General features: G+C 68.6%; 20 protein-coding genes, 1 pseudogene and 2 riboswitches. Of the genes and pseudogenes, 8 read left to right on the forward strand and 13 right to left on the reverse strand.

The features are described from left to right. The 3 genes and pseudogenes from A5659_RS28775 to A5659_RS24505 form a co-directional block, all read right to left on the reverse strand. On the reverse strand, nt 1-665 hold a 665-nt coding region (locus A5659_RS28775), incomplete at its 3' end, for an FHA domain-containing protein (RefSeq protein ID WP_231998008.1). A gap of 37 nt (nt 666-702) precedes the next feature. Continuing rightward, nucleotides 703-3,260 (reverse strand): annotated as a pseudogene (locus A5659_RS24495) (FHA domain-containing protein). A gap of 30 nt (nt 3,261-3,290) precedes the next feature. Then, nucleotides 3,291-4,508, reverse strand: coding sequence for an NADH:flavin oxidoreductase (locus tag A5659_RS24505; RefSeq protein ID WP_066872120.1), 1,218 nt, complete (start codon nt 4,506-4,508; stop codon nt 3,291-3,293). Nucleotides 4,509-4,590: 82 nt separating this feature from the next. On the opposite strand from A5659_RS24505, the gene A5659_RS24510 reads away from it, so the two are divergent. After that, complete coding sequence (locus A5659_RS24510) at nt 4,591-5,436, forward strand: bifunctional methylenetetrahydrofolate dehydrogenase/methenyltetrahydrofolate cyclohydrolase (protein WP_066872123.1); 846 nt, start codon at nt 4,591-4,593, stop codon at nt 5,434-5,436. Then, nucleotides 5,433-5,714 carry a DUF3017 domain-containing protein gene (locus A5659_RS24515; RefSeq protein ID WP_066872126.1) on the forward strand — a complete coding sequence of 94 codons (282 nt, stop codon included), beginning with the start codon at nt 5,433-5,435 and terminating at the stop codon, nt 5,712-5,714. The genes A5659_RS24510 and A5659_RS24515 overlap by 4 nt, the downstream gene beginning before the upstream one ends. Here A5659_RS24515 and A5659_RS24520 read toward each other — a convergent pair. Further along, a complete protein-coding gene (locus A5659_RS24520; protein WP_066872132.1) occupies nt 5,711-6,229 on the reverse strand; it encodes a DUF732 domain-containing protein in 519 nt (172 codons plus the stop codon). The genes A5659_RS24515 and A5659_RS24520 overlap by 4 nt on opposite strands. 261 nt (nt 6,230-6,490) lie before the next feature. On the opposite strand from A5659_RS24520, the gene A5659_RS24525 reads away from it, so the two are divergent. Together A5659_RS24525 and A5659_RS24530 are read left to right on the forward strand one after the other, a co-directional pair. Beyond that, on the forward strand, nt 6,491-7,939 hold the full coding sequence (locus tag A5659_RS24525) for an FAD-binding oxidoreductase (protein WP_067184860.1): 1,449 nt from the start codon (nt 6,491-6,493) through the stop codon (nt 7,937-7,939). Between the two features lie 174 nt (nt 7,940-8,113). Further along, entirely contained in the window at nt 8,114-9,475 is a 1,362-nt protein-coding gene (locus tag A5659_RS24530) for an HNH endonuclease signature motif containing protein (protein WP_067184862.1), read from the forward strand. Between the two features lie 27 nt (nt 9,476-9,502). On the opposite strand, the gene A5659_RS24535 is transcribed toward A5659_RS24530, so the two are convergent. The 4 genes from A5659_RS24535 to A5659_RS24550 are packed head-to-tail and all read right to left on the reverse strand — an operon-like array spanning nt 9,503 to nt 13,192. Beyond that, the gene (locus A5659_RS24535) at nt 9,503-9,937 is read right to left on the reverse strand and encodes a VOC family protein (RefSeq protein WP_067184882.1); all 435 of its coding nucleotides are present in this window, start codon (nt 9,935-9,937) and stop codon (nt 9,503-9,505) included. Between the two features lie 2 nt (nt 9,938-9,939). Then, the gene (locus tag A5659_RS24540) at nt 9,940-10,671 is read right to left on the reverse strand and encodes a class I SAM-dependent methyltransferase (RefSeq protein WP_067184866.1); all 732 of its coding nucleotides are present in this window, start codon (nt 10,669-10,671) and stop codon (nt 9,940-9,942) included. Further along, nucleotides 10,668-11,810: a homoserine O-acetyltransferase gene (locus A5659_RS24545; RefSeq protein WP_067184869.1), complete on the reverse strand. Its 1,143-nt coding sequence runs from the start codon at nt 11,808-11,810 to the stop codon at nt 10,668-10,670. Before A5659_RS24545 ends, A5659_RS24540 begins: the two co-directional genes overlap by 4 nt. Nucleotides 11,811-11,821: 11 nt before the next feature. After that, the gene (locus tag A5659_RS24550) at nt 11,822-13,192 is read right to left on the reverse strand and encodes a bifunctional o-acetylhomoserine/o-acetylserine sulfhydrylase (protein WP_066877563.1); all 1,371 of its coding nucleotides are present in this window, start codon (nt 13,190-13,192) and stop codon (nt 11,822-11,824) included. Between the two features lie 162 nt (nt 13,193-13,354). After that, nucleotides 13,355-13,477, reverse strand: a riboswitch (SAM riboswitch). 151 nt (nt 13,478-13,628) lie between these two features. On the opposite strand from A5659_RS24550, the gene A5659_RS24555 reads away from it, so the two are divergent. Next, on the forward strand, nt 13,629-15,863 hold the full coding sequence (locus A5659_RS24555; RefSeq protein WP_066863632.1) for an NADP-dependent isocitrate dehydrogenase: 2,235 nt from the start codon (nt 13,629-13,631) through the stop codon (nt 15,861-15,863). A gap of 27 nt (nt 15,864-15,890) precedes the next feature. Next, nucleotides 15,891-17,120 carry an NADP-dependent isocitrate dehydrogenase gene (locus A5659_RS24560; protein ID WP_067184872.1) on the forward strand — a complete coding sequence of 410 codons (1,230 nt, stop codon included), beginning with the start codon at nt 15,891-15,893 and terminating at the stop codon, nt 17,118-17,120. Here A5659_RS24560 and A5659_RS24565 read toward each other — a convergent pair. Then, a complete protein-coding gene (locus A5659_RS24565) occupies nt 17,113-17,922 on the reverse strand; it encodes an alpha/beta fold hydrolase (protein WP_067184885.1) in 810 nt (269 codons plus the stop codon). The two genes, A5659_RS24560 and A5659_RS24565, sit on opposite strands and share 8 nt — an antisense overlap. Nucleotides 17,923-18,136: 214 nt before the next feature. Here A5659_RS24565 and trpS point away from each other — a divergent pair, with 214 nt between their 5' ends. Both trpS and yhjD read left to right on the forward strand, forming a co-directional pair. Further along, nucleotides 18,137-19,168: a tryptophan--tRNA ligase gene (trpS, locus tag A5659_RS24570; protein ID WP_066863626.1), complete on the forward strand. Its 1,032-nt coding sequence runs from the start codon at nt 18,137-18,139 to the stop codon at nt 19,166-19,168. 41 nt (nt 19,169-19,209) lie between these two features. Continuing rightward, nucleotides 19,210-20,247, forward strand: a complete 1,038-nt coding sequence (gene yhjD / locus A5659_RS24575; RefSeq protein ID WP_066863623.1) for an inner membrane protein YhjD — start codon at nt 19,210-19,212, stop codon at nt 20,245-20,247. Here yhjD and A5659_RS24580 read toward each other — a convergent pair. The 4 genes from A5659_RS24580 to A5659_RS24595 all read right to left on the reverse strand — a co-directional run. Continuing rightward, on the reverse strand, nt 20,244-20,558 hold the full coding sequence (locus A5659_RS24580) for a multidrug efflux SMR transporter (RefSeq protein ID WP_067184875.1): 315 nt from the start codon (nt 20,556-20,558) through the stop codon (nt 20,244-20,246). The genes yhjD and A5659_RS24580 overlap by 4 nt on opposite strands. 11 nt (nt 20,559-20,569) lie before the next feature. Further along, a riboswitch (guanidine-III (ykkC-III) riboswitch) is annotated at nt 20,570-20,633 on the reverse strand. A gap of 5 nt (nt 20,634-20,638) precedes the next feature. Then, nucleotides 20,639-21,772: an N-acetylglucosamine-6-phosphate deacetylase gene (gene nagA / locus A5659_RS24585; RefSeq protein WP_067184878.1), complete on the reverse strand. Its 1,134-nt coding sequence runs from the start codon at nt 21,770-21,772 to the stop codon at nt 20,639-20,641. Further along, the gene (locus A5659_RS24590) at nt 21,763-23,127 is read right to left on the reverse strand and encodes a sugar porter family MFS transporter (protein WP_066863614.1); all 1,365 of its coding nucleotides are present in this window, start codon (nt 23,125-23,127) and stop codon (nt 21,763-21,765) included. The genes nagA and A5659_RS24590 overlap by 10 nt, the downstream gene beginning before the upstream one ends. Before the next feature lie 5 nt (nt 23,128-23,132). Beyond that, nucleotides 23,133-24,297 (reverse strand): D-alanyl-D-alanine carboxypeptidase family protein (locus tag A5659_RS24595; RefSeq protein ID WP_156749354.1); only part of this gene is annotated, 1,165 nt, incomplete at its 5' end.

Here is a 24,297-nt window from a genome sequence, read left to right on the forward strand (position 1 = left end):
TGCCCGGCCGCGCGACCAGGGAGATCCGCTCCAGCAGGTTCTTGCCGTCGACGCCGAAGTTCACCTCGCGCACCTCCCCCGCGGCCACTCGCCCCGCCGCCGTCGCGGCCCTTCCGACAGCGGGGCCCGCTGCGCGGCGCACCGCCGCCCGGGCCGCCGGCCGCCGCGTACGATCCGCCGACCCGGACCGGCCGCAGCAACGACGTCGGGGATTTCCCGACCACGCGGGTCGGCGTCCCGGGACCGCCATCGGACCGGCCGCCGCCGCAGGCGCGCGGCGCCTCGATCGGCCGCGGGGGAGGTGCGAGGGGCCGGGGCGCGGTGGCCGCGGGCGGAAGCGACCCGACGCTGCCGGTGTGCTGGCCCACCTCGAAGGTGATCCGCGGGCCGTCGGGCTTGCCGATGTTGATGGTCTGGCCGTCGTGGATGTCGACGACCGGCACCCGCTGGCCGTCGAGGTAGACCCCGTTGAGCGTGTTGTTGTCGAGCGCGAGCCACCGCCCCTGATCGAAGCGCAGCAGCACGTGCGCGCGGGCGATCAAGGGGTGGGCGACGCGCAGGTCGGCACGCAGATCGCTGCCGACGACCACGTCGCGGCCGGCGGCGAAGCTACCTTCGGCGCGGTCAGCTCGAGCCGTCAGCACGGGCTGCGCAGGTCGAGTCATCACATCCAGATTAGGGGTCGTTGGCCGCGGCCCGGCCTCAGCGTTTCAGCCGGATGTGCCAGCGGACGAAGCCGGTGTAGCCGATCGACAGCGCCGCGAGCATCAGCATGTCGAACACGAAAATGTGTTTGGAGTGCTGCCAGATCGGGTCGTTGGTCGGGATCTGCTTGACCTTGACCAGCGATGGGAAGTCGATCGAGGAGGCGCCCGCGGCGTAGCCCCACCGGGCGGGCGTCAGCCACGCCATCTGCTCGAGGCCGATGCGCTGATAGACCGGGATCATGCCGCTGGAGAACACCAGCTGCGACATGATCGACACCACCAGCAGCGGCATGATCTGTTCGTTGGACTGGGCCAGCGCCGACAGCAGCAGGCCCAGCATGGCCGAGGCCACACAGGTGCCGGCGACGGTGACGAACAGCGAGAAGGTGGAGTTGCCGAAGAACTGGGGATGCGCCGTCGGCGCGCCCTTGCCCAGCCGCACGATAATCGTGGCGATCGCCGCCTGTGCCGTCGCGAAGACGCAGAACACCGCGATCTTGGCCAGCAGGTAGGCGGTGGTGGACAGGCCGACGGCCTGCTCGCGTCGGAAGATCGGGCGCTCGCCGATCAGGTCGCGAATGGTCAGCGCGGTGCCCATGAACACCGCGCCGATGTTGAGCAGCACCATGATGTACTGCGGCTGCGTCGGCGCGGGGCCCAAGGGGTCGGCCGGGCCGAGGCCGGGGTGGGGGCCCTTCACCGTCAGCGACAACGCGCCGATGAGGAACGGCAGGACCGCCAGGAAGATGGTGTAACCGCGGTCGGACACGACCAGCCGAACCTGGCGGCGGGCGATCGTCGACAGCTGCCGGAACAGGTTGGTCTGGGGCGGTTCGCCCAGATCGGCCGGGCTCTCCGGGGTCGGTGGCTGCGACGACTGCTGGTTGCGCTCCTTGAAGCGGCGGTTGGCCTCGTCCGGGTCGGCGCCCACCTTGGCGAAGATGTCGGCCCAGTTGCGGGTCCCCATCGCGGACTCGACCTGGTCCGGCGGCCCGCAGAACGCGGTCTTGCCGCCGGGTGCGACCAGCAGGATCTGATCGCAGACGTCGAGGTAGGACACCGAGTGGGTCACCACCAAGACCGTGCGGCCGGCGTCGGCCAGCTGGCGCAGCATCAGCATGACCTGGCGGTCCAGCGCCGGGTCCAGACCCGACGTCGGCTCGTCGAGCAGCAGCAGCGACGGCTGGGTGAGCAGTTCGAGGGCGACGGAGGCGCGCTTGCGCTGGCCGCCGGAGAGCTTGTCGACCCGGGTGTCGGCGTGCTGGGTCATGTCGAGTTCTTCGAGCACCTGCGCGACGATGCGGGCCCGCTCCTGTTTGCTGGTGTCGGGCGGCAGGCGCAGCTCGGCGGCGTAGTTCAGCGCCTGGTTGACCGTGAGCTGGCGGTGCACCACGTCGTCCTGCGGGACCATGCCGATCCTGCTGCGCATCGAGGCGTACTCGGTGTGAATGTTGTGGCCCTCGAAGGTCACGGTGCCCGACGTCGGGCTGGTGTAGCCGACGATCAGCCGCGACAGCGTGGTCTTGCCCGCGCCCGAACCGCCGATGATGGCGGTCAGCGTCCCGGGCCGCGCGGTCAGCGAGATGTGGTCGAGCAGCTGCTTGCCGTGGTCGACGGTGTAGCAGACGGAGTTGACCTCCAGGCCGCCGCTGCGGGTGGCGGCCTCGGTGCGTCGGACCAGGTTGTCGCCGGTGAACACCAGGTCGACGTTGCCGATGGTGACGACGTCGCCCTCGGTCAGCACCGCCGAGCCGACCCGAACGCCGTTGACGAACGTCCCGTTCACGCTGTGCGCGTCGCGGATCTCGGTGCCCAGCGGCGTCTGGATCAGGAAGGCGTGGTGGCGCGAGGCCAGCACGTCCTGGATGACGATGTCGTTGTCGGTGGCGCGGCCGATGGTTTGCGAGCCGGCGGGCTTCTGGATGGCGCCGGAGCGCGACGGCATCAGCGCCTGGAACATCTTCGTGGCCAGGTTCGCGACCTCGGGCGGCTTCGCGGAGGCGGGGGCCATCTGGGTGTGCGGGCTCCCGACGGCGGGCATTTGCGCGATCGGCGGGGCGGCGTGCGGCGGGGGCGGCGCGGCCGGCGGGAACGCGGGCGGGCGGCCACCGCCGCCGCCGTACACGGTCTGGACGGGCCGCTGCTGACGTTTGACGTCGGCCGCCACCAGGGCATGGCCGGGCGTCCGCCCCGCACCGAATCGATGAACATCCCGGTCGCGGCACCGCCCCAGGCACCGCCCTGGTGGCGGCCGACGTCAAACGTCAGCAGCGGCCCGTCCGGGTTGCCGATGTTGAGGGTCTGCCCGTCGTGGATCTCGACCACCGGCACCCGCCGGCCGTTGACGAAAGTGCCGTTGAGCGAACCGTTGTCGATCGCCAGCCACTTGCCCTGGTCGAAGCGCAGCAGCAGGTGGGCACGCGAAATCAGCGGGTGGGTGATACGCATGTCCGCTCGCAGATCGCGCCCGACTACTACATCGTGGCCCGCTGCGAAGGTGCGTTCCGATCCTTCGTGATGGACGGTTAGCGCTGGCGGGGCTGGTGCTGACATCGCCACAACTGTAGCTTGCGCCCCTGTGGATTACCGGGGAGCGCCCGCTGCCACATCGGGCGCGCCGGTGACCACGCAGTGCGTCCGGGTGTAGATCGTGGGCATGCACTGATTGCAGTGCGTGCACGCCGAATGCACCTGGTGCCGGGCGCCATCAGCGGCGATCCGGTTGATCAGATCCGGTTCGGCCAGCAGCGCGCGGGCCATGGCGACGAATTCGAATCCCTCCGCCATCGCCAGGTCCATCGTCTCCCGGTTGGTGATGCCACCGAGCAGGATCAGCGGCATCTTCAGCTCGTTGCGGAACAGCTTGGCGTCGCGCAACAGATATGCCTCGCGGTACGGGTATTCGCGCAGGAATTTCTTGCCCGTCATGCGCATGCCCCAGCTCAGCGGCGGCTTGAATGCGCCGGCGAACTCCTTGAGCGGCGCGTTGCCGCGGAACAGGTACATCGGGTTGACCAGCGAGCTGCCCGCGGTGAGTTCGATCGCGTCCAGGCCGCCGTCTTCCTCGAGCCACTTGGCTGTCCTCAGCGACTCCTCCGTGCTGATGCCGCCGCGAACCCCGTCGGCCATGTTCAGCTTGGCGGTCACCGCGATGGGCGTGCCCTCCTTTTCCACCGCGCGCCGAACGGCCATCACCATGCCGCGGGCGACCTTAGCCCGGTTTTCCAGCGATCCGCCGAACTCGTCGTCGCGGCGGTTGATCAGCGGGGACAGGAACGAGCTCGCCAAATAATTGTGGCCCAGGTGGATTTCGACGGCATCGAAGCCGGCCTCGATGGCCAGGCGGGCGGCGTTGGCGTGCCCGGCGATCACCTCGTCGATGTCTTCACGCGTCGCCTTCTTGGCGAATCGCATCCCGATCGGGTTGAAGAACCGCACCGGCGCCAGCGCCTTGGCCTTGTTGGACTTGGCGTTGGCCACCGGGCCGGCGTGGCCGATCTGCGCGCTGACCGCAGCGCCCTCGGCGTGGACCGCGTCGGTGAGCCGTCGGAACCCGGGCACGGCCTCCGGCCGCATCCAGATGCCGTTGCCCTCGGTGCGCCCGCCGGGGGAGACGGCGCAGTAGGCGACCGTCGTCATGCCGACCCCGCCGGCGGCGGGCAGCCGGTGGTATTCGATGAGGTCGTCGGTCACCAGCGCCTCGGGCGTGCGCGCCTCGAAGGTGGCGGACTTGATGGTGCGGTTACGCAGCGTTATCGGCCCGAGCTTCGCGGGGCTGAACACGTCCGGCGGGGTTGACATACCGGGAGCCTAATGGCGATCGCGAGCGCGGCGAAGCCGGGCGTGGCGGGTCGCCATCATCGATGTCTGCCAGACTGTCAGCGTGGGAGCAATCACGCTGGACGGCAAGGCCACCCGCGACGAGATCTTCGTCGACCTCAAACAGCGGGTGACCGCTTTGACCGCCTCGGGCCGCACCCCCGGGCTGGGCACCATCCTGGTGGGCGACGACCCCGGCTCCCAGGCGTACGTGCGGGGCAAGCACGCCGACTGCGCCAAGGTCGGCATCACCTCGATCCGCCGCGACCTGCCCGCCGACATCAGCACCGACACGCTCAACGACACCATCGACGAGCTCAACGCCAACCCGGATTGCACCGGTTACATCGTGCAGTTGCCGCTGCCCAAGCACCTGGACGAGAACGCGGCGCTGGAGCGGGTCGACCCCAACAAGGACGCCGACGGGCTGCACCCCACCAACCTGGGCCGGCTGGTGCTCAACAACCCGGCCCCGCTGCCGTGCACCCCGCGCGGCATCGTGCACCTGTTGCGCCGCTACGACGTCGAGATCGCCGGGGCGCACGTGGTCGTCATCGGCCGCGGCGTCACCGTCGGTCGCCCGCTCGGCCTGCTGCTGACCCGACGCTCCGAGAACGCCACGGTGACGTTGTGCCACACCGGAACTCGCGACCTGCCCGCCCTGACCAGGCAGGCCGACGTCATCGTCGCCGCCGTCGGGGTGCCGCACATGGTGACCGCCGACATGGTGCGCCCCGGTGCCGCGGTGCTCGACGTCGGCGTCAGCCGGGTGGACGGCAAGCTCGCCGGCGACGTGCATCCCGACGTGTGGGAGGTGGCCGGCCACATGTCGCCGAATCCCGGTGGGGTGGGCCCGCTGACCCGCGCGTTCCTGCTGACCAACGTCGTCGAACTGGCCGAGCGGGGATGACCGCGCGGACCGTGCTGCGGGCCCAGTGGCCAATTCTGTTGGTGGGCCTGATCTTTGCGACGGCCCTGGCCTTGGTGGGAGCCAACTTCTGGCGTCGCGGTTCGTTGTTGATCGGCATCGGCGTCGGCGTCGCGGCGTTGCTGCGGTTGCTGCTGTCCGAGGACCGGGCCGGCCTTCTGGTGGTGCGCGGCAAGGGAATCGACTTCATGACCACCGCGGCGGTCGGGGCGGCGATGTTCTATATCGCGTGGACCATCGACCCGCTGGGCACCCGCTAGTACCTCGGCAGCGCCGGAACCTGCCCGGGCATCGCGGGGAGCTGGCCCGCCATCCCGGGAATCTGGCCCGTCATGCCCGGGATCTGGCCCGTCATGCCCGGGATCTGGCCCGGCATTCCCGGCGGCATGGCCCCGGACAGGTTGCCGTTGGCGATGTTCGCCATCTCCTGGGGGCAATACGTCTGGATTGCGATCGTGGTGAACATGCGGGCCATCGTGGGCGACATGCCGCGGCCGGCGACGCTGGACGCGGCCGCCGCGAAATTGCCGCCCGGCTGCGACAGCATCGGGCAGATCGACTCGCCGACGGACATCGCGTTACCGGGCTCGCCGAAGTCGATGCCGGCGTGGTTGAGCGCGTCGATGAAGTCGTCGCCGTTGCCCTCCGCCCCGGCCGGCGCCGCGAACGCCGAGGCCACGGTCAGCAGGCCGGCGGCCGCGGCCAGCAGGCGGATGGTGAAGGGCTGATGGCGAAAGACCCAGATCCATTGATGAGTTCGTGCAAGTGCCTTCACGCCAGCCTCCCCGTCCGCCATGGAGTGCGTCTGAGGCACACTCGAATCACGCCTACGAACTCTGGGCCATCACTGTCACGTTTGCGACACGGTGGGGTAAAGGTTCGCACAATAAGCGTTTCGTGAGGTCGCGACCGGCGCGGCGTCGGTTATTACGCGGCCCGATTGCGCAAGGCCACTCGGCAGATCGACGCCACACTGTGATGTAACACGGGCGGCGACACCGGACTTGCGGGCGGGAGATGAACCAGAATCCGCCCCATGACGACCCGCCCGACCCACCACGAGATCTCGCGTCAGACGTTTCTTCGCGGCGCCGTCGGAATGTTGGCGACGGGAGCGGTGTTCGGCACCGCCCCGGCGGCCGCGGACCCCGCGGGCTGGGGCGGCCTTGCCTCCTCGATCGGCGGCAGCGTGCTGTTACCGGCCAACGGCGCCCAATTCTCCACCGGCAAGCAGGTTTTCAACTCGTTCTACAACGGCTCCAATCCCGCTGCGGTAGTTCGGGTTTCGTCGCAGGCCGACGTGCAGAAGGCGGTCGCGTTCGCGAAGGTCATCAACCTCAAGGTCGCACCGCGCGGCGGGGGTCATTCGTACGTCGGCGCGTCCAGCGCCAACGGCACCATGGTGCTCGATCTGCGCGGGCTGCCCGGCGGGGCGAACTTCGACGGCAACAACGTCACGGTGACCCCGGCGACCGATCTGTATGCCGTACACCAGGCCCTGGCCGGCGCGGGCCGCGCCGTTCCCGTCGGCACCTGTCCCACCGTCGGCATGGCGGGGCTCGCGTTGGGCGGCGGGGTGGGCGCCGACGCCCGGCGCGCCGGGCTCACCTGCGACGCGCTGCAATCCGCGACCGTGGTGTTGCCCAGCGGCGACGTGGTCACCGCGTCGGCCAACGACAACCCGGATCTGTTCTGGGCCTTGCGCGGTGGCGGCGGCGGCAACTTCGGGGTGACCACCGCGATGACCTTCGCGACCTTCGCCACCGCGGACAGCGACCTGGTCCGGCTGGACTTCCCACCGTCGTCGGCGGTGCAGGTGCTCACCGGCTGGCAATCCTGGCTGGCCGGCGCGGACCGCAACACCTGGGGGATGGTTGATCTGTCGGTCGGCTCGGCGCAGGCGAATTGCCATGTGCTGGCGACGTCTCCGGCCGGGAGCGGCTCCGGTGTGGCCGACACCCTCAAATCCGCGGTTGGGCTGGCGCCCACCGCCGTAACCAACAAGACGCTGAGCCACATGGACCTGGTGACCTATCTGGCCGGTGGCGGCGCGACCAGCCCGGCGCGCGGCTTCGTGGCCGGTTCGGATGTGATCGGGCCGATGACTTCCGCTGCGGCCCATGCCATTGCGACCGCGGCCGGGCAGTGGCCGGCCTCCGGCGCGGGTCAGGCCTCGGTGCTGATCGATCCGCTGGGCGGCGCGGTCGCCGACGTCGCGCCGGGCGACACCGCGTTTCCGTGGCGCACTCAGTCCGCGGTGGTGCAGTGGTACGTCGAGCCCGCCGCCAACCAGGTAGCCGCCGCCAGCACCTGGGTGGGCGCCGCGCATCAAGCGGTACAACAGTTCTCGGTCGGCGGATACGTCAACTACCTGGAGGCCAATACCGCGCCGTCGCGCTACTACGGCCAAAACCTGTCGCGGCTGGCGACCGTCCGGCAGAAGTACGACCCCAACCGGCTAATGTTCTCGGGACTCGACTTTTAGCGAGATTAATTGCGCGAGTGTGAATCTATGGCGATTCGGGCGAGGTGGTCTTACATCCTTGGCACGGTCGATCACCGTGCGACACCGTGACCCCGACGAAATTATTTGCGCGAGTGTGAATCTATGGCGATTTGTCGGCCGATTTTTGTCGGTGGTCCTCGCTAGTTTGGCGGTGTGAGTGAGGAGCAGGATGTCGAGGCGGCGTTCGACGCGCTCGATGCCGCCTGGGATCAGGTCTGCGCGCTGAACGTCGACGCGCTGAAGCCCCGGCAGCAGTTGGCGGTGTTGGCGCGCTGCGAAAAGCAGCGCCGGCGCATCCCGGCCGTCGAGCACCCCGTGATCAATTCCCTGGCCCGCCAAGCACCCTCGGTCGAACTCGGCGCCACAGCAGTCCAGGCCATCGCCGAGGCGACCTTGATCAGCCGCGCTGAAGCCGCCCGCCGCCTCAACGAGGCACGCGATCTGGGCCCGCGCCACGGCCTGACCGGCGAACCGCTGGGCCCGATGCTGCCCGCCACCGCCGCCGGACAACGCGACGGCACCCTGGGCGCGGGCCAGGTCGCGGTGATCCGCAAGTTCTACCACCAGCTGCCCGGCTGGATCGACATGCCGACCCGCGAGCGGGCCGAAGCGCGGCTGGCCACCGAGGGCAGCCGGTTTCGCCCCGAACAACTCGCCGGGCTGGCCCGCACCCTGGCCGACTGCCTCAACCCCGACGGCACCTACACCGACGACGACCGGGCCCGCCAACGCGGCCTGACCCTGGGCAACCAGCAGGCCGACGGCATGTCGGCGCTGCGCGGCTGGCTCACCCCCGAAGCCCGCGCCACCCTGGAAACCGTCCTAGCCAAACTCGCCGCCCCCGGCATGTGCAACCCCCACGACGACACGCCCTGCGTCGACGGCGCACCCACCCAAGACGCCATCGACCACGACCCACGCTCGGCCGCCCAACGCCAGCACGACGGACTCAACGCCGCACTGCGTGCGCTGTTAGCGTCGGGAGAACTGGGTCAGCACAACGGGTTACCGGCCTCCATCATCGTCACCACCACACTGGCCGACCTCGAAGCCGCCGCCGGGCGCGGGTTGACCGGCGGCGGCACCCTGCTGCCGATGAGCGATGTCATCCGCCTGGCCCGCCACGCCCACCACTATTTGGCGATCTTCGACAACGGCAAGGCCCTGGCGCTCTATCACACCAAACGCCTCGCCTCACCCGGCCAACGAATCGTGTTGTACGCCAAGGACCGCGGCTGCAGCAGCCCCGGCTGCACCGTGGGCGGCTACTACTGCGAAGTCCACCACGTCACCGACTACAGCAAGTGCCACACCACCGACGTCAACAACCTCACCTTCGCCTGCGGCCCCCACCACCGCCTACTGAAACCCGGCGGCTGGACCACCCGCAAAAACACCCACGGCGACACCCAATGGATCCCACCCCCACACCTCGACACCGGCCAACCCCGCACCAACACCTTCCACCACCCCGAAAAACTGCTGCGAAACGAGGATGAGGACGACGGGTGGTAACCCGGCTGGGGACCTGAACTCCAGTGATCAGCCTTCTGAGAAATCGGGCACTGTGATCGCGCCGTCTTCGGCTAGCGAGAAACCCGGGTTGTAGGCGACCTCCCACGCGTGACCATCGAGATCGCGGAATGCGCCCGCATACCCGCCATAGAACGTGTCGCCAGCAGCACGCGTGACCGTCGCTCCGGCATCTTCTGCCGTGGCGAGAATCTCGTCCACTTCGGAACGCGAGCGCACGTTGTGTGCCAAAGCGACACCACCGAAGCCGTCATCGCCTTGGTCGGCGATGCCGAGATCGGCCGAAAGCTTGTCGCGCGCCCACAGGCTCACCGCGAGACCGCCGGCCTGAAAGAAGACCGTTTCCTGCACTTCTTGACCGCGCCAGCCGAGGCGTTCATAGAATCGGTAAGCGCGATCCAGATCGGCAACGCCGAGGGTGATCACACTCAGCCGTTGCTCCATGCTCACCCGGCCAGCGTCGCGCGGGTGCACACGGTGACGTAGGGCAGCGCCAAGCCCGTTGAATTCGCCAGCGCCGGATGGGTGGCCAGCAAATCGCGAACCTGATCGAGCGTCCTGGTGCGGACCTCGGTCGGCGAGGTGATGCAATAGCTGCGGGACGCGACGAGATCGATCAGCGCTTGCGGCGTAAGGTAACTCGTCCACTCCACCTGATGATGCGCCACATCGGTGAACGGCTCGGGCAGCGTCACTCGGGTGCGGCCGTCGCCGTCGCTGCCGATGATCTGGCCCAGTTCGCGCACCCAGCCGAGGCGTTCGTCGCGGGTGTTCCACACCAGACCCAGCCGCCCGCCGGGCCGCAACACGCGGGCCACCTCGGGCACCGCGCGCTCGGGATCCACCCAGTGCCAGGCCTGCGCCACCAGCACCACGTCAACGCTGTTGTCCTCCAACGGGATCTCTTCCGCGGTGCCCAGCAGCGCCCGGGTCTCCGGTAGCGAGGTGCGCAACACCTCGAGCATGTCCGGGATCGGGTCGACGGCCACCACGTCCAGGCCGCGCTCCACCAGTCGGGTGGTCAGCTTCCCCGTGCCGGCACCGAGGTCGAGCACTCGGCGCGCCCCGACCGGCAGCAGCCAGTCGATCGCTTCCGGGGGATAGGAGGGGCGCCCACGCTCGTAAGCCGCCGCCGCCGAGCCGAACGAGAGGGAGCGGTCTTGCCGCGAGCGCGTCACGATTGCGACGTGCCTTCCCCGTCGTCCGCCAATGCCAGTGTCTGACGGATCAATTCGCCGACGGCGTCGGTTTCCACCAGGAAGCCGTCGTGCCCTAACAGCGAGTCCACCACCCGCAGGCCGGCGCAGCCGGGCAGCTGCTCGGCCAGCTCCTGCTGCAAGCGCAGCGGGTACAGCCGGTCGGAGGTGATGCCGCCGACCACCACCGGAACCGGGCAGCTAGACAACGCGTTACGAACCCCGCCACGGTTTCGGCCGACGTCGTGACTGTTCAGCACCTCGGTCAGCACCACGTAGCTGCCCGCGTCGAAGCGCTCCACCAGCTTGTCGCCCTGATACTCCAGGTAGCTCTGCATGGCGTAGCGGCCGCCGTTGTTCGGATCCTCGCCGTCCTGCCCGTGGTTGCCGAACCGGGCGTCCAGCTCGGCCTCACCGCGATAGGTCAGGTGCGCGAAGCGACGGGCGATCGCCAGCCCGGCGTCGGGCGCGAAGCCGGTGTCGTGGTAGTCACCGCCCTGCCAGTTCGGGTCGGCCTTGATCGCCGCGATCTGGGTGGTCTGGGTGCCGATCTGATCGGCGGTGGCCCGCGCCCCCACCGCCAAAAGCAGACCGGCCCGTACCCGGTCCGGATAACCGACGATCCACTCCAAAGCCCTTGCACCACCCAAAGATCCGCCGACCACCGCGGCGACCCGTTCGATCCCCAACGCGGCCAGCGCTGCGATATCGGCGTCGACCTGGTCGCGGACCGTGATGCGGGGAAACCTTGAGCCCCAAGGCTTTCCGTCCCGGGCCCGGGAACTGGGTCCGGTGGAGCCGCGGCAACCACCCAGCACGTTGGTGGCCAGCGCGCACCAGCGGTTGGTGTCGATGGGCGCGCCCGGCCCGACCATCCCGTCCCACCAGCCGCCGGTGGGATGCCCGGGTCCGGCCGGCCCGGTGATGTGCGAGTCGCCGGTCAGCGCGTGCAGCACCACCACCACGTTGTCCCGTGTCGGCGACAACTCGCCCCAGCGCTGGACGGCGATGTGCACGTCGTCGATGACGGCGCCGCCCTCGGTGGTCAGCGAGCCGATGTCGACGAAGCCGATTTCGCCTTCTTCGGGCAGCGTCTGGGTCGGGACGCCGGAGATCGCCATCGCCGGGCTCCTTAGAACGCCGCCACGGCTTGCGGGTCGGTGCCCGACGCCCCCGCGCTCACACCGAATTTGGCTGCCGCGGCGAAGCCGAGCTCGAGGTCGGCCAGGATGTCGTCGATGCCCTCGATGCCGACGGCCAGCCGCACCAGGCCGGGGCTGACCCCGGTGCTCAGCTGCTCCTGCGGGCTCAGCTGGGCATGCGTGGTGGACGCCGGGTGGATCACCAGCGAGCGCACGTCGCCGATGTTGGCGACGTGGCTGTGCAGCTTCAGCGCGTTCACGAATGCCTTGCCGGCCTCGACGCCGCCGGCCAGCTCGAACGCCAGCACCGCGCCGGTTCCCTTGGGCGCCAACTTCTTTGCCCGCTCGTGCCACGGCGAGCTGGGCAGGCCCGCGTAGTTCACCGACAGCACGCCGTCGTGGCCGGCCAGGTACTCGGCCACCCGCTGCGCGTTGGCGACGTGGCGCTCCATGCGCAGGCTCAGCGTCTCGATGCCCTGGGCGACCAGGAACGCGTTGAACGGCGACGCGGCCGACCCCAGGTCGCGCAGCAGCTGCACGCGCGCCTTGAGCGCGTAGGCCGGCGGACCGAGCTCGGCGAACACCACACCGTGGTAGCTCGGGTCGGGGGTGGTGAATCCCGGAAAGCGGCCCTGCGTCCAGTCGAAGGTGCCGCCGTCGACGATGACCCCGGCGATCGCCGAGCCGTGGCCGCCGAGGTACTTGGTGGCCGAGTGCACGACGATGTCGGCGCCGTGGGAGAACGGCTGAATCAGGTACGGCGTGGCGATGGTGTTGTCGACGATCAGCGGGACGCCGTTGCCGTGCGCGACCCCGGCGACACCGGGGATGTCGAGGATGTCGATCTGCGGGTTGGAGATCGTCTCGGCGAAGAACGCCTTGGTGTTCGGCCGGACCGCGGCCTGCCACGAATCCAGGTCGTCGGGATCCTCGACGAAGGTGACCTCGATGCCGAGCTTGGCCAACGAGTAGTGCAGCAGGTTGTACGTCCCGCCGTACAGGCGCGGGCTCGACACGATGTGATCTCCGGCACTCGCCAGGTTCAATATGGCGAAAGTCTCAGCGGCCTGCCCGGAGCTCAGGAACAGCGCCGCCACCCCGCCCTCGAGCGCAGCGATGCGCTGCTCGACGACGTCGGTGGTCGGGTTGCCGATCCGGGTGTAGATGTTGCCCGGCACTTCCAGCCCGAACAGGGCGGCGGCGTGCGTGGTGTCGTCGAAGGTGTACGACGTGGTCTGGTAGATCGGCAGGGCTCGGGCGTTGGTGGCCGGGTCCGGCTGCTGGCCGGCGTGCACCTGCTTGGTCTCGAACGACCAGTGCGCGGTCGGATCGGTGTCGTGATCGGCGTTGTCGGAGGTCACGGGATCGCTTTCTGCTGGTAGGGGAATCTGCATCGGGCGGCCGGGACGCGAGGATGAGGCGTCCACCGGCGGCGCGGATTAGCAGCGACGCACGAGCGGGCGTGATTGGGTCAGGAGAATGCACATCACGTTTCCCTGTCTACTCAGGGGCCCGTCATGGCGGACCCGCGCTTGCCGGATAGCCGGTGTGTGTGGCTACTCAACCTGGTCATCACCCGGGGCACCCCACCGCGGTTGGAGGGTTGCCGGCCAGCAAGCCGGGGCTTGATGCTGGCGCTCATGACCAATACGAAGATTATCTTACTGTGCCGACTCAGTGCTAACCCCGGCGGTGCGCGTGCAGGTCGACACCTGTCCAAACACCCTTGATAACGTGGCAGTCAGAACGCTGAGCCCCCAAAATTTCCAACCCATCATTGACGCCGGGAGAGGGATCGTGAGCGCCGAACAGCCGACCGTCATCTACACACTGACCGACGAAGCGCCGCTGCTGGCGACTTATGCGTTCCTGCCTATCGTGCGTGCCTTCGCCGAGCCGGCGGGCATCCAGATCAAGACCAGCGACATCTCGGTGGCCGCCCGCATTCTGGCCGAGTTCCCCGAGCACCTGACCGAAGAACAGCGGGTGCCGGACAACCTGGGCGAACTGGGCCGGCTGACCGAGCTGCCCGACACCAACATCATCAAGCTGCCGAACATCAGCGCCTCGGTTCCGCAGCTGATCGCCGCGGTCAAAGAGCTGCAGGGCAAGGGATACAAGATTCCGGACTTTCCGCAGAGCCCAAAGACGGACGAGGACAAGCAGATTCGCGCCCGCTACGCCAAATGCCTTGGCAGCGCGGTAAACCCGGTACTGCGGCAGGGCAACTCGGACCGGCGTGCGCCCAAGGCGGTCAAGGAGTACGCCCGCAAGCACCCGCACAGCATGGGGGACTGGTCACCGGCCTCGCGCACGCACGTCGCGACCATGCGGCACGGCGACTTCTACCACGGTGAGAAGTCGATGACGCTGGACCGCGCGCGCAACGTGAAGATGGTGCTGGAGACCAAGGGCGGACAGACCCTGGAGCTCAAGCCCGAGGTCGAGCTGCGCGACGGCGACGTCATCGACTCCATGTTCATGAGCAAGAAGGCCCTCGTCGAGTTCTACGAGGAGCAGATGCAGGACGCCTACGAAACCGGCGTGATGTTCTCGCTGCACGTCAAGGCGACGATGATGAAGGTGTCGCACCCGATCGTCTTCGGTCACGCGGTGAAGGTCTTCTACAAGGACGCCTTCGCCAAGCACCAGGAGCTCTTCGACGAGCTCGGCGTCGACGTCAACAACGGCCTGAGCGATCTGTACAGCAAGATCGAGTCGCTGCCCGCGTCGCTGCACGAGGAGATCATCCGCGACCTGCACGCCTGCCACGAGCACCGCCCCGAGCTGGCCATGGTCGATTCGGCCAAGGGCATCACCAACTTTCACTCGCCCAGCGACGTGATCGTGGATGCCTCGATGCCGGCGATGATCCGCGCCGGCGGCAAGATGTGGGGCGCCGACGGGCGGCAGAAGGACACCAAGGCGGTCAACCCCGAATCCACGTTCTCCCGCATTTACCAAGAGATCATCAACTTCTGCAAGACCCATGGGCAGTTCGATCCGACGACGATGGGCACGGTTCCCAACGTCGGGCTGATGGCGCAGCAGGCCGAGGAGTACGGCTCGCACGACAAGACTTTCGAGATCCCCGAGGACGGTGTCGCCAACATCGTCGACCTCGACAGCGGGGAAGTGCTGCTTACCCAGAACGTGGAGGAGGGCGACATCTGGCGGATGCCCATCGTCACCGATGAGGCGATCCGCGACTGGGTCAAGCTGGCCGTCACCCGGGCGCGTAACTCCGGCATGACGGTGGTGTTCTGGCTGGACACCGAGCGGCCGCACGAGGTCGAGCTGCGCAAGAAGGTCAAGGCGTACCTGAAGGAGCACGACACCGAGGGCCTGGAGATCCAGATCATGCCGCAGGTGTGGGCCATGCGGTACACGATCGAGCGCGCGATGCGGGGGCAGGACACCATCGCCGCGACCGGAAACATCCTGCGCGATTACCTCACCGACCTGTTCCCGATCCTGGAGCTGGGCACCAGCGCCAAGATGCTGTCCATCGTGCCGTTGATGGCCGGCGGCGGCATGTATGAGACCGGGGCGGGCGGTTCGGCGCCCAAGCACGTCCACCAGCTGGTGGAGGAGAACCACCTGCGGTGGGATTCGCTGGGCGAATTCCTCGCTCTCGGAGCGTGTTTCGAAGACATCGGCATCAAGACCGACAACGAGCGCGCCAAGGTACTGGGCAAGACGCTGGATGCCGCGATCGGCAAGCTGCTGGAGAACAACAAGAGCCCGTCGCGCAAGACCGGCGAGCTCGACAACCGCGGCAGCCAGTTCTACCTGGCGCTGTACTGGGCGGCCGAACTGGCGAAGTCCGACGACGAGGAGTTGCGCCAGCACTTCGCCCCGCTGGCCGACTCGCTGGCCGAGAACGAAGAGACCATCGTGTCCGAACTGGCCGAGGCGCAGGGCGAGACGGTCGACATCGGCGGCTACTACTACCCGGACAGCGAGAAGACGACGGCAATCATGCGGCCCAGCAAGACATTCAACGAGGCGCTAGCGGCTTCAACCGGTTAGGGCCGCAAGCAGGAAGCCGGACTCGACATGGCAGGCGAAGCCAAGATCAAGGTCAAGGGCCGCGTCGTAGAGCTCGACGGTGACGAAATGACCCGCGTCATCTGGAAGTTCATCAAGGACCTGCTGATCCTGCCGCACCTCGACATCGACCTGGACTACTACGACCTGGGCATCGAGCATCGCGACCGCACCGACGACCAGGTGACGATCGACGCGGCCTACGCCATCAAGAGACACGGCGTGGGCGTCAAGTGCGCGACCATCACCCCCGACGAGGCCCGCGTCCAGGAGTTCAACCTGAAGAAGATGTGGCTCTCGCCCAATGGGACGATCCGGAACATCTTGGGCGGCACCATCTTCCGTGAGCCCATCGTGATCTCGAACGTGCCGCGGCTGGTGCCGGGCTGGACCAAGCCGATCGTCATCGGCCGCCACGCCTTCGGCGACCAGTACCGGTCGACCAACTTCAAGGTCGACAAACCCGGAACCGTCGCAATCACTTTCACCCCCGCCGACGGCAGCGAACCGATGGTGCACGAGATGGTGTCCATCCCCGACGACGGTGGCGTGGTGATGGGGATGTACAACTTCAAGGACTCCATCCGCGATTTCGCCCGCGCCTCGTTGCAGTACGGGCTGAACGCCAAGTGGCCGGTGTACCTGTCCACCAAGAACACCATCCTCAAGGCCTACGACGGCATGTTCAAAGACGAGTTCCAGCGCGTCTACGACGAGGAGTTCAAGGACGAGTTCGAGGCGCAGGGACTGACCTACGAGCACCGGTTGATCGACGACATGGTCGCGGCCTGCCTGAAGTGGGAGGGCGGCTACGTGTGGGCCTGCAAGAACTACGACGGGGACGTCCAGTCGGACCTCGTGGCGCAGGGTTACGGCTCGCTGGGGCTGATGACGTCGGTGCTGATGACCGCGGACGGCAAGACGGTCGAGGCCGAGGCCGCGCACGGCACCGTCACCCGGCACTTCCGCCAGTACCAGGCCGGCAAGCCGACCTCGACCAACCCGATCGCCTCGATCTTCGCCTGGACGCGCGGACTGGTGCACCGCGGCAAGCTGGACGACACCCCCGAGGTGACCGAGTTCGCGCAAACCCTGGAGAATGTGGTGGTCTCCACGGTCGAGAGCGGGAAGATGACCAAGGACCTGGCCATCCTGATCGGCCCCGATCAGGAGTGGCAGCGCAGCGAGGAATTCCTCAACTCGATCGCCGAGAACCTGGAAAAACGGCTGGCTAGCTAGCCGGTGGCTGGTGCCGGTCCGCACACCGGTCGGCCCCGGCGGCGCATTCGTCGACGAAGTCGGCGATGACCGCGGTCACCCGGTCGGGCGCCTCGAACATCGGCACGTGCCCGACGCCGTCGAGCTCGGTCATCTTCGTCCCCTCGGGCAGGTAGTCGGTGAAGTGCCGGTAGAACCTGCTCGCGGGCACCACGCGGTCCTTCTCGCACAGCACCAGCTGGACGGGCACCGCGGTGTCGGCCAACTGCAGCAGGCCCGGATCCAGCAGCGACTTGACGAGCAGCTGGAAGTACGCGGGGCAGTGCGCAGCGTCGTCGACGACGACGGACAGCTGCTCGGAGCTGATGCCGTCCGGCCGTGCCGTGAGCGGCAGGGTCGCCAGCCGCCTGCTGAGCGGCAACCGGAGCACCCGCTCACCGAAGAGCCGGGCCAGCGCCAGGAAGGGCATGCCCGCGATGAACTTGCTGATCACCTCGAACTTCACCGGGCTCCACCGCGTCCATCCGCCGGCGGCGCCGATGCCGGTCACGCTGCGCGCGCGCCCGCGCCGCTCCAGCTCGAAGGCGACCCAGCCGCCCAGCGAGTTGCCGACCAGGTGGGCGGTCTCCCAGCCCAGCTGGTCGAGCTGGCGCTCGACGTGGTCGGCCAACACCGACGAGCTCAGCAGCCAGGTGCCCGCGTAGGGCCCGCCGTTGTGCCCGGCCATCGTCGGCGCGAAGACCTCGAAGCGGCCGGTGTCGGCCAGCCGCGGCGCGACCGGCTCCCACACCGTCTGCGACATCAGGAACCCGTGCAGCATCAGCACCGGCTCTGCGGAACCATCCCTGGGACCGAGGTGGATCGGCGAACGGGCCGAAGGCGACGCCGAGTGAGCGGGGCTCACGCGGAAGGAGCCGAGCAGACGAGCTTGCGCATAACCCGACAGTAAAGCCGGTACCGCCGGTACCGCAACACGCGGGGTGACGGGCGCCGGTCCGTGCGGCCGCGGCGGCCGCGCGTGAAAAGATCGGTGCATCATGAGCACCGCTACCGGATCCAGCCGGATTTTCTCCGGCGTGCAGCCCACCTCCGACTCGCTTCACCTGGGTAACGCGCTGGGCGCCGTCAGGCAGTGGGTCGCGCTGCAGGACGACTGGGGGGATGACTGGGACGCGTTCTTCTGCGTAGTCGACCTGCACGCCATCACCGTCGCCCAGGATCCCGAGGCGCTGCGTCGTCGCACCCTGATCACCGCCGCCCAATACCTGGCGCTGGGCATCGACCCGGCCCGCAGCACCGTGTTCGTGCAGAGCCACGTGCCGGCGCACACCCAGTTGGCCTGGGTGCTGGGGTGCTTCACCGGCTTCGGGCAGGCGTCGCGGATGACGCAGTTCAAGGACAAGTCGCTGCGCCAGGGCGCCGACTCCACCACGGTCGGGTTGTTCACCTACCCGGTGTTGCAGGCGGCCGACGTGCTGGCCTACGACACCGATCTGGTGCCGGTGGGCGAGGACCAGCGCCAGCACCTCGAGCTGGCGCGCGACATCGCCGAGCGCGTCAACAGCCGCTTCCCGGACACGTTCGTGGTGCCGGACATGCTCATTCCCAAGGCCACCGCAAAGATCTACGACCTGCAGGATCCGACGTCGAAGATGAGCAAGTCCGCGGCCACCGATGCCGGGTTGATCAACCTGCTCGACGATCCGGCGGTGTCGGCCAAGAAGATTCGCTCCGCGGTCACCGACAGCGAGCGCGAGATCCGTTTCGACACCGAGGCCAAGCCGGGTGTGTCCAACCTCTTGAGCATCCAGTCCGCGGTCACCGGCGTCGCGATCGACACGCTCGTGGACGGCTATGCCGGAAGGGGTTACGGCGATTTGAAGAAGGACACCGCGGAGGCGGTCGTCGAGTTCGTCGCGCCGATCAAGGCCCGCGTCGACGAACTGTCCGCCGATGTGGGCGAATTGGAGGCGGTGTTGGCCGCCGGGGCGGAAAAGGCCAACGATGTGGCCGGGAAAACGGTCCGGCGGGTTTACGATCGGCTTGGGTTTCTTCCACCAGGGAGCTAGATCCCCAAGGAGCTAGATCCGCTTCTCATTGGAGTCGTGCGATGAGCGAGCCGGCCAAGCCGGGCATTTTCGATCGACTGCGGACCCGCTACGGGTGGATCGACCATGTCATCCGCGCCTACCAGCGTTTCGACGAGCGCAACGGCGGGTTCTTCGCGGCCGGCCTCACCTATTACACGATCTTCGCGTTGTTTCCTTTGCTCATGGTCGGTTTCGCGGTCTTCGGGTTCGTGCTGGCCCGTCGGCCCCAGTTGTTGAGCACCATCGACGACCACATCCGTTCCCAGGTGAACGGCGCGCTGGGTAATCAGCTGCAGGAATTGATGAACTCGGCGATCGATGCCCGAACCTCGGTCGGTGTCATCGGTTTGGCCACCGCGGTGTGGGCGGGCCTGGGCTGGATTTCGCACCTGCGCCAGGCGTTGACGGAGATGTGGTGGGACACCCACATCGAGTCACCGGGCTTCGTGCGCAACAAGCTTTCCGACCTGCTGGCGATGGTGGGGACGTTCGCGGTGATCGTGGTCACCGTCGCGCTGACCACCGTCGGCCACACCGCGCCCATGGCCGCCTTGCTGAAATGGCTTGGCATACCCCGGTTTATAGTGTTCGACTGGCTGTTCTGGCTGATCTCGCTTTTGATCGCGACGCTGGTGTCGTGGCTGCTGTTCACCTGGATGATCGCCCGGCTGCCCCGCGAGAAGGTCAGCCTGACCGATTCGATGCGCGCCGGGCTGATCGCCGCGATCGGCTTCGAGGTGTTCAAACAGGTGGCGTCGATCTATCTGAGGACGGTGTTGCGCAGCCCCGCCGGCGCGGCGTTCGGGCCGGTGCTGGGGTTGATGGTGTTCGCCTACATCACCGCCTATCTCGTCCTGTTCTGCACCGCCTGGGCGGCGACGGCGTCCACGGATCCGCGCAGTCAGCCCGTCGCCCCTCCGGCACCGGCGATCATCGCCCCGCGGGTGCAGATGGACGAGGGCCTGGGCACCCGCCAGACGTTGACGGCGATGGCGCTGGGAGCCGTTGGCGCGCTGACGCTTTCCCGCATCGCGCGCTTCACCCGCCGCGCTCGCTAGCCGACCAGCTTCAGGCCCGCGACGCAGGCCACGATCCCGGCGATCAGCACCAGCTTGATCGGCGACGCCGATTCGTCACCGGCCAGCATCGCATAGCCCGCCGTGAGCGCGGCCCCGATGCCGACCCAGACCGCGTAACTGGTTCCGACCGGCAGCGTGCGCATGGCGATCGCCAGCCCGGTCATCGAAAGGGCCACGGCCGCAAGGAAAACCAGTGAAGGGACCGGTCGGGAGAAGCCGTCCGATTTGTTCAGGGCGGTCGCCCACACCGCCTCCAGGATCCCCGACACAATCAGGACGAGCCAGGCCATCACGCACCTCCACGGCGCCGTCTTGTCGCTGGCCGGGTACGGGGCCCCTCGTCCGGTGTCAGGTGCTGACGGGCTCGATGCTAACAAACGTCGCGCGGGCGACCCTGCCAGGTGCCGCGCACCATGACGTCAGAGATGCCCAAACGTTCGTCCAGCACAACGAGATTGGCGTCGTAATCCGTCCTGAGTTCACCGACCCGCCCCAGGCCGAGGGCCCGCGCCGGCGTCGCGGCCGTCGCCTGCACGGCCGGCGCCAGCCCCGCGTCGGCGTGCACGGTGCGGAAGAGTTGATCCATGGTGGCGGTGCTGCCGGCGATCGTCGACGTCCGGTGCACCCGCGCCACGCCGGCGACGACGTCGATGGCCACCGCGCCGAGCCGAAACGCGCCGTCGGGGCGGCCGGCCGCGGCGATCGCGTCGGTGACCACGGCGACCCGGTCCGCTCCGGCGGCCGCGATCACCGCCCGTACCACGTCGGGGTGCAGGTGCACGCCGTCGGCGATCAACTCGACGACCACGCGCGGGTCGCGAAGCAGGGCCAGGACCGGGCCGGGCTCGCGATGGTGCAGCGGCGGCATCGCGTTGAACAGATGCGTGCCGACCGTGGCGCCCAGCGCGATGGCATGCCGGGTCTGCTCGTAGGTCGCGTCGGTATGGCCAAGCGCCACAACGACTCCCGCGTTGGTGAACCGCCGGATCGCCGCGTCGGCCCCGGGCAGCTCGGGCGCCAGTGTCACCATCCGGATCGCGTCGCCGCCCGCGGCCAGCACCGCGTCGATCTCGGCCGGGTCCGGATCGCGCAGCTGGGTGCGGTCGTGGGCCCCGCAGTGTGCCCGGCTCAGCCACGGCCCCTCGAGGTGGATGCCCGCCACGGTCCCGCGCCCGGTGGCCTCGGCCAGCGCCCGCACCCCGGCGAGCAGGTCGGTCGGTGACGCGGTCACCAGGCTGGCCAGCGTGGTGGTGGTGCCGTGCCGCAGGTGGAACGCGGCCGCGCCGGCGATGCCGTCGGCGTCGGTGTAGGAGGCGCCGCCGCCGCCGTGCACGTGCATGTCGATAAAGCCGGGGACCACAGTGCAATCCGGGAAATCTTGATCGGCCGGCCCCGGCGGCGGCCCGGGCGCGCAGGCCGCGATCCGTTCACCGGCGGTCTGCAGCCAGCCCGGGCGACAGACCTCGCCGTCGAGCACCATGGTGCCCGCGGCGATCACGGGCACGGATTCTCCCAGCGGCCGCCGTTTTCCCAGAAGTGGCGGATGTCCTCGAGCTGGCGGCCCTTGGTCTCCGGCGCGTAGCGGTAGACGAAGACGAATGCGACCGCCGCAAGCGCGGCGAACAGCGCGAAAGTCCCTGCGCCGCCAAGCGAATGGAGCAGGGTCAGAAAGACGGCGGCGATGATGGCGTTAGCCACCAGGTTGGAGGTCAACATGGTGCTCGATCCGATCGAGCGTAGTCGCGACGGGAAGCTTTCGCTGGCGTACACCCAGCCCAGGGAGCCGAAGCCCATGGTGTAGCCGATGATGAACAACAGGATGCCGGCGAAGCCGGCGATGGCGCCGCCGAAGCCCTGGCCGAAGACGGCCATCAGCACGACGTCGGCGGCGATCATCATGGCGGTGCCCCACAACAGGATTGGCCGCCGGCCCACCCGGTCGACCAGCAGCAGCGCCGCGCCGACGGCGGCCAGCCCGGCGACCTGCAGCAGCGCCGGCAGCCCGAGCAGCGCGAAATTCCCGGTGAAACCCATGGCCTGAAAGATGCGGGGGCTGTAATAGATGATCGCGTTGATGCCGGTGATCTGGATCAGGAAGCCGAGCACCACCACGAAGGCGGTGGCCCGCAGGTACGGGGGGCGCAGCATCTCGGCGAACCCGCCCCCGGCGCCGGGGGCGGCCTCGCCGAGCGCGCGGCCGATCTCGGCCAGCTCCTCGTCGACGCGCGCCGTCGGTTCGACCCGCAGCAGCGCCTGGCGGGCGTCGTCCATCCGGCCCTTGAGCACGTACCACCGGGCGGTGTCGGGCATGCCAATGATCAACGGCAGCAACAGGATTGCGGGCACGCAGGCCAGGCCCAGCATCCACCGCCAGCCGTGGGTGCCGGCCAGCACGTAACCGGTCAGGTAGCCGACGATCAGGCCGGAAACGATCGCCAGCTGATAGGCCGTCAGCAGCGAGCCGCGCACCGCCGTCGGGGCCGATTCGGCCACGTACACCGGGACCACCACCACCGTCACACCGATGGTCATGCCCAGCAGCAGCCGCGCCGCCAACAGCATCGGCAGCGAGATCGAGAACGCGGCCAGCAGCGCGAAAACCGCGTAGGCGCACAGGATCAGGACCACCGATCGTTTGCGCCCGATGACGTTGGCCAGCACGCCGGCGCCCAGCGCCCCGACAATCTGGCCGATCACCACCATCGTGGTGAGCAGTTCCTGCTGGCGCGTGGACAAGCCGAAGTCCTCGGTGACGAACAACTGCGCCCCGGCGATGATGGACAGGTCGTAACCGTAGATGACGCCGACGCTGGCGGCGGTCAGCCCGACCAGCAGTCCGCGCCGCGATCCGCGTGCCACGGCGCTCAGCGGTGCTGCGGTCGGCGGTTCATCGAGCGGGCCATCATGATCAGCGCGAACACCACGACGGTGCCGATGACCGCCACGCCCACCCGGATCGGCATGGCGTCGGCCGACGGGATGATCCCGCCCGCCGCGGCGTTGCTGGCGAGCGGGTCGGCGGCGGTGTCACGCTTGGCCGGCGCCAGCGACGGGTCGGGGGCGATCAGCGAGCCGACCTGGGTGCCCTGCGGCGTGGAGAAGCCGTAGTCCAGCAGGTGCGCGGCCTGTTCCCACGGCGCGATCGGTTGACGCGTGCCGTGCAGCAGCACCGCCACCAGGCGTCGTCCGTCGTGGTTGGCCGCGCCCACGAACGTCTGGCCCGCGTCGTCGGTGTAACCCGTCTTGCCGCCCAGGGCGCCGGGATACTTGTAGAGCAGCTGGTTGTCGTTCTCCAGCTCGTAGCCCGGGTGGTCGCCGTGGCCGGGGAAGTCGAACGTCCGTGTCGCGACGATGTCGGCGAACGTCGGGTTCTGCCAGGCGTAGCGGTAGAACAACCCGATGTCGTAGGCCGAGGTGCTCATGCCCGGCGCGTCCAGGCCCGACGGCGAGGCCACCCGGGTGTCCTGGCCGCCCAGCTTGGCCGACAGCACGTTGATCTTCTCCAGCGCCTGCTGCATGCCGCCCAGCTGCATGGCCAGCGCGTGCGCGGCGTCGTTGCCGGAGTGCATCAGCAGCCCGTGCAGCAGCTGGTTGACGGTGAACACCCCGCCCTCCTCGACGCCGACCTTGGTGCCCTCGGCCGCGGCGTCGTCGGCGGTCCCGGGAACCGCCTTATTGAGGTTGAGCGCGTTGATGGAGGCCATCGCGACCAGCACCTTGATGATGCTGGCCGGGCGGTGCCGCCCGTGTGGGTCCTTGGCCGCGATCACCGCGCCGCTGTCCAGGTCCGCGACCAGCCACGCGTCCGCGGAGACGTCGTTCGGCAGCGGCGGCGTGTTCGGCGCGGTGACGATGCCGCAGCTGCCCAGCGCGTCACCGCCGACGGGCTTGGCGGGCACCGCCAGCGGGATCGGCGGGTCGCCGGCGGTCGGGGCCTCGGAGGAATCCACCGCGGGCGGCGTGGTCACCTTGTACGGGCAGTTGGCCGGCGCGGCATTCGGCTCGGCGCCGGGCTCGGCGGTGGCGAGC

Source organism: Mycobacterium sp. 1165196.3, from assembly GCF_001673415.1.
Classification (GTDB): domain Bacteria; phylum Actinomycetota; class Actinomycetes; order Mycobacteriales; family Mycobacteriaceae; genus Mycobacterium; species Mycobacterium europaeum_A.